This is a genomic window from Kitasatospora sp. NPDC091257 (genome assembly GCF_044757675.1).
Lineage (GTDB): Bacteria > Actinomycetota > Actinomycetes > Streptomycetales > Streptomycetaceae > Kitasatospora > Kitasatospora lactacystinica.
The window spans coordinates 1-5,825 of sequence record NZ_JBIVVI010000540.1; the positions used below are offsets into that span (position 1 = coordinate 1).

4 protein-coding genes are annotated in these 5,825 nt (G+C 70.2%); 2 read left to right on the plus strand and 2 right to left on the minus strand.

Going from position 1 to position 5,825, the window contains the following annotated elements; translation table 11 throughout:
• Positions 1-287: 287 nt before the first annotated feature.
• Together ACIQOV_RS23750 and ACIQOV_RS23755 are read left to right on the plus strand one after the other, a co-directional pair.
• Positions 288-1,745, plus strand: a complete 1,458-nt coding sequence (locus ACIQOV_RS23750) for a hypothetical protein (RefSeq protein WP_401051485.1) — start codon at positions 288-290, stop codon at positions 1,743-1,745.
• Positions 1,746-1,748: 3 nt separating this feature from the next.
• Positions 1,749-2,381: a hypothetical protein gene (locus ACIQOV_RS23755; RefSeq protein WP_401051487.1), complete on the plus strand. Its 633-nt coding sequence runs from the start codon at positions 1,749-1,751 to the stop codon at positions 2,379-2,381.
• Between the two features lie 1,087 nt (positions 2,382-3,468).
• Here the strand turns inward: ACIQOV_RS23755 and ACIQOV_RS23760 are convergent.
• Together ACIQOV_RS23760 and ACIQOV_RS23765 are read right to left on the minus strand one after the other, a co-directional pair.
• On the minus strand, positions 3,469-3,834 hold the full coding sequence (locus ACIQOV_RS23760; protein ID WP_401051488.1) for an NADAR family protein: 366 nt from the start codon (positions 3,832-3,834) through the stop codon (positions 3,469-3,471).
• Entirely contained in the window at positions 3,782-4,519 is a 738-nt protein-coding gene (locus ACIQOV_RS23765; RefSeq protein WP_401051489.1) for a hypothetical protein, read from the minus strand. The genes ACIQOV_RS23760 and ACIQOV_RS23765 overlap by 53 nt, the downstream gene beginning before the upstream one ends.
• Positions 4,520-5,825 lie beyond the last annotated feature (1,306 nt).

The window sequence follows — 5,825 nt, forward strand, 5'->3', positions numbered from 1 at the left end:
GTCCGATCTCGCTGGACCTGCTCGCCGGCCCCACCCACGCCGCCCTCTCCCTGGCCTGGCCGCCCGGTACCGCCGCGCCCGCCTCGCAGCCGCCCGCGGTGCCGGTCCCGTCGGCCTTCGCCGCCCCGGTGCCCACCGTCCTCCCGGCACCGGCACCCGAGCAGCCCCCGGCCGCGCCCGCCCCGGCTGCCCAGGCCGACGAGGCCGACGAGGCGGTCCCGGTCCCGCCCGCCGCGGCATCGGATCCGGCCGCCGGGGCCGCGCCCGCCCCGGCGACGCCAGCAGCCTTGGCGGATCCCGCCTTGGCCGGGACCGGTGTCACCTACGACGCCCACGCTGACCGCGCTCCCGACGGTCACCCGGAGACCTACCCGCCCGCGCCGTGCGTGCGCTGCGGACGCCCGGTCCGGTTCCGAATCGGCGGCCGGCCGAGCCACCTGGGCGGCTGGTGCGTCCCCGCCGCCGCCGATGCACCGGCGACCGCGCCCGTCCAGGCCGCAGCCGACCAGGCCACGGCCGCTTCCGCCGTTGTGCCCGCCGCGCCGCCGGCTACCGTCCCCGCCCCGGTGCCGGGCACCGCCCCAGCCGCCGAGAGCGTCCTCGGCGACCAGGCCCCCGCGGTCGGAGCCGCCGCCGTCGTCGACCAGGCCCCCGCCATCCCCGCCGCTGCGCCCGCTCCCGCTGCGCCTCACCGGGCCGGCCCGGCGCCGTCGACGCCATCGGCGCGGTTCCGTGCCGAGTACGCGGGCACTGGCCGGCCCTTGGCCTTCTACCTCGACATGATCACGTCGGCGGTCGAGGAGGCGCTGGAGGAGCACGGCGGCGATACCGAGGCCGCTACCGCCGCGCTGGAGAAGAAGGCCATTCCGAACGGAATGGACCTCTTCGACAAGACCCGCGTGGGCGCGGTGTACGAGCACACCGTTTACCCTGAGCGCCTGGAATTCCTGAGCAAGAAGTCCCGGAACGGCGCCGACGATATCTGGGAGGGCCGCCACAAGTGGGAGAACGCCCCGCTGATGGCTGCTCTGAAGGCCGGCACCCTCGCCGAGATCGCGGTGGATGTCCTGGACACCAACGCCGCCTACTGCTCCGCGCTGAAGACGCACCTGCCGATCGGTGCTTTGCAGCACCGCCCGGACGGCGGCTGGGACCCCAAGCGCGCCGGCATCTACCTCCTGCCCAAGCGCCCGGCCTGGGACCACCCGCACCTGCCCGACCCGATCGGCAATCGCCACGAGGCCGGGCCGGTGCTCCTGGACGAGGCCACCGTGCGCCTGCTGATCCGCTGCCACAAACTCGGCCTGACCGAGGCCCCGCACATCACCGAGGCCTGGACCAGCGGCGCCACCGAAGGAATGCTGGAAAAGTTCCGACGCGTCCTCACCCAGGCCCGCGAAAACGCCATCCACGACGGCGACACCGTCACCGAGAAATACGTCAAGGCCATCTACGCTAAATTCGCCTCGACCATCGGCGAATCCGCCTTCAACCGAGACCTCCGCCGCCCCGACTGGATGCACATCATCCGCTCCCAGGCCTTCGCCAACCTCTGGTACAAGTCCCAGCGCGCCCACAAAGCCGGACTGACGATTGTCGCGCTGCGCGGCACCGACGAACTCCACATCACCGGAGGGGAATGGCGCAAAGCCTCGGGCGGTGTTTTCGAGGAAGGCCGCCTGACCACCCAGATGAAACTCAAGGACCAGTACACCCTGCCCCGCACCAGCACCCGGAGCGCCTGAACAATGTCGACCGACGGATGGAAAAACTTCGGCCGCTACGGCGCCAACCGCGACCCCGGAAACGTCCACGGGAAAATCGCCCTCGCCCGCGCCCTGGAAGACACCGTGGAACGCATGATCATCGCGGGCGGGATCAAGTCCCCGCCGAGCACCCGCCGCGGCCTGACCGCCCGCATGCGCTACCTGATGAGCCACCAGGGCGGCCCCGAGGCCCTCTCCGACGCGCTCGCCGACGCCGGCAGCAGCGCCGTCCCCAAGACCATCCGCGCCTGGACCAAAGGCACCCAGCACCCCCTCCCCGTCAATGAAGAAGCGATCGACACCGCCTACTGGACACTGCGCGCCCGCAACATCCTGAACAACCCCCAGATCTTCAAGGACCACCTCAACCGCGACGGCCGCGGCACCAAGGTGGAGATCCACCCCATCAACCAGCAGGTGGTCGACGAGAAGCGCCGCCGCGACAACCTGCGCACCCGCACCATCCAGGTCCGCTACGTCTGGGACGACGCCGTCGACGCCCTCGCCACCGCCGACGCCGCCAAACTCGCGGAAATCTGGGACGACATCATCGCCGACCTCGACTCCGACTGGGGCGCCTACACCTACGTCTCCCACATCGGCCTCGGCGCCTGACACCAAGGCCCCCAGGGTTCCCTGGACTCCAGGAACCCAGGCGGCCGGGCCCGGCGCACCCGCACCCGCACCCGCGGCCACCGTCCGCCAGGACGGCGGCCGTCGTTGGACTGGCGCGCCGACCTCCACCCCACCACCGCACGCCCCCGCACGCCCACCCCACCCGGCACCCCCGACCGCCTCCGCTACCTGCTGGGCCGCCTCGCCACTACCGCCCCGGCCCAGCACGCCGACGAACAGAACGACCGCGAAGGCCAGTACGGGAGACATGACCGAGGAAGAAGCGGAGCGGGAACAGGCCGCGGATGCCCAAGGAGGCGGCCGATTCCGATGAGCCCCTCGGCACCCGTCCCAGGTGGAAGGATCCGTACAACCCGGATGCGAAGGACGCCTAGCCCGCGACCAGTCGGAGACCCGTTCGCCAGGACCGAAGCCGAGGAAGCCCCCGCGTACGGGCCAGGTGGTCGGCCAGCCCCGTCAGTCGGAACCGTACGCACCGCGCCTCACCATCTTCGGGGACCGCTGCTCGTAACCACCCGAAGGTGTACTGACAACGGGTAGGACGCCGACCACCCCGGCGCTCCTCCCGTCGGACCACCGGCCCCCGCCCCGCCCCGCCCCGCCGTTCCGGCCGGGCCGGGCCGCGGCTCCCGTACACGGCATCGTCGCCCGTCGGCTGCGCCAGCCCGCCGTCCACCCACGGCCGGGCCGCCGTAGTGCTGCGCCCGGCTTCGTTGTCAGCTGTTGGTGCTCAGGTGCATGGCGGTCGATGTCCTCTTTGCCGGCAACCAGGAGACCGTCGACGCCTCGCCTCCTGGCTGCAGACGGACGGCCAGGAGCGGCCGGTGACGTCTCGGCCGGCCTCGTGATGAACGACGGGTGTGTCGCAGTGGTGGTGCGTCACCTGTTTTCAGTGGCTGGTGTTCTGGTTGGTGCTGGTCAAGGCGTGAAGCTCCTGAAAGATGGTGGCGTGTTGGCGTTGAAACGCGCTGTCGTTGTCCGGTGAAGCTCTGCTGCCACCTGCTACGAAGGCTGGCGCGGCCGGTGGTGGGGCTGGCTGCTGCCGGCCCCACCATGGCCTGTGGGTTCAGTGGGCCAGATCATGCCGATCCGCAGCGATTTCGGAGCGGACGAGTTCGAGGAGGCGGCCCGTCCAGTTACGCCCTGTCCGGTCGTGCTGGCTCCAGTAGCGGGAGTGCATGTCGGTGTAGAGGATCGTGGCATCTCCTGTTTCCACCAACACTTTTGCCAAGTTCGGATGCTGGGTGAACTTCGCGCGCAGCAGCCGGGCCATCACCGCAGCGCGGGCCTGTTCCCAGCCGGAGCGAGGGGGAACGTCCTTGGCGGCTTGTTGTGCGTCGTAGGAGGTTTTTGCGGCGCGGATCGTCTTCCGGCGCTGGTCATCCGTGGTGGACAGGGCCCAGTAGGCGTGGCTGACGGTCGGGTACGCCACCCCGTCGATCTCGATCGGTGCCGGGTATTCGTTGCGCAGGACCAGGACGCCTGGATCGGCCGGCCAGTCGTTGGGATAGTCGACCTGGCCCAGTTCGATGGCAGGCGCGTGCGCCACGTCCGCTCCGTCCACGGGGCGGCGTGCGGCGGCTGGTGCGTGCCTGGTCTCGCTCGGCGAAGTACTCCAACGCATGCTGGTACATCTCGTCGGTGACGACCGGCCCGCCACCGAGCAGGCGGGCCCCGGGGCCGGCGGCGAGGACCTTCAGCGGCCAGTCTTTGGAGTCCATGTCGCCCAGCGCGTAGCGGCGCAGGTGCTCGGGGATGGCCAGGTACGCCTCCCGCAGCACCGCGCGCTGCTCCTCGCTCGGCTCGGCGCGGAATACGGTGACGGTGGCCAGACAGCGGCCGGTGGAGTCAGGCCGGCCATTGAGACGGTCGATCTCGTCGCCGACCTCACCCAGCAACTCCTCCGGCGTCGTCCACGACTGGACCTCCGCGAACTTCCACGCGGCCACATGGTGGGCCGATGCCCGTGCACCGTCCTCGAACGTCGTCGCGACCCATCCGCTGCGCAGCTTCTCGGCGAACTCCTCGACCGTGACCAGGCCCCAGCAGTCGATGAGCCCGTCGGCGTAGATGAGTAGATCGGTAAGGAAGTAGTTGCCGCCGTTACGGATGAACACGTGCCGCCACGTACCAAGGATGCGTTCGCCGTCCGCGTGCCTGAAAGTGCGTCGAGATCCTGACCCGCCCGCCAGCGTAGAGGCCGCAGTTCGCGCTCCTCCTGCGGGCCCGGCCACTGATCGGTGATGCCGCCTTGCTGTTGAACGGCTGTTGTCGCCCGGATCGTGTATGCCGTAACCGGGCGTCGCCGCTGTTCCGTCGTTTGTGTGGTGCTGGTCGGCGTGTCGGGATGGGTTCTGCATCCACGGGACAGTTCGCCTTCGTCAGGCGACGGCGTTCTTTCAGCGGACCGGAGGTGGCCGTGAAGCCGAAACAGCACGGTGCGCCCCTGTCGCTCGAATCGCACCAGCTCCGGCCAGCCACCGCAGCAGGGCGTGAGGCATCGGTGGCCCGGTTGATGGACCTCCCGCCCCCGCCCCGGCTGTCCGTGCCGGAGTCGGCTGTGCCGGCGTCCGGGTCGCCGTTCTGGTGGTGCTGCGTCCGGGCCCTGGGTCTTGGGGGTGGCGGTGGGGTCTGTTCGTCGCCCGTCCCGCCGGTCTGCCGACGGCTCAGTGCTGTGCCGGGGCCCGCTCGATGCCGTCGGGTTTATGGGGGTTTTCCATGGGGGTGGTGATGGGCTTTTTGCATGGGGCTTTCGGGGGTGGGGTTTGTGGTTGCACCGGAATTCCGCGCCATATCGTCAGCGGGCTCGTTTTGGTGGCGTGCTGAAGGGGTGTGGGGCGGATTCCTGGGTCTACACAGGGCCTCGGTTGATGCACTCTCCGGGTGCAGCCGGGGCGGGGTAGCGGGTGCGACGGGATTTGCTGGCAGCGGCATTCTGATACGGAGTCACAGGCATTCTTCGGGGTGTGCGGGGGGTCCTATCGGGGCAGACAGGTCCAGACCACTAAGTGTGGTTTGGACCTGTTACGGGGAGTGGTGGACGGGGAGAGCGGGTCTTGCATCGCCGGGGGTTCAGTGACACTATGCAGGATGGTCGGGGTGTGGGCCGTGGCCATCGTGGGGCGGGTGGGCGGCGTCGAAGGCAAGGGCCCCACCCCCTCCTCCCGGTCAGCCAGGCGCACGGAGTGCGCTAAAATCCCAACTGACCAGCAGAAATACGGCCCAGGCCGGATCTGGACGGGGTGTCATGGGCCCGCCGGTGCGGAGCGCCGGCACCCCGAAGCGAGCAGCACTGAACCACGGGCCTCGACCCCGACGAACCAGCGGCGCGGCGCGCCGCCATCACTTTCCGCTACTGCGCCCCGGAGGGGCGCCGCAACGCTCCGTCACGCTAGTGACGGCGCGTCATGTCTGCGGAGCGGG

Coding starts and splice junctions, on each gene's coding strand:
- ACIQOV_RS23755 (WP_401051487.1), top strand. CDS start 1,749: ATGTCGACCGACGGATGGAAAAACTTCGGCCGCTACGGCGCCAACCGC.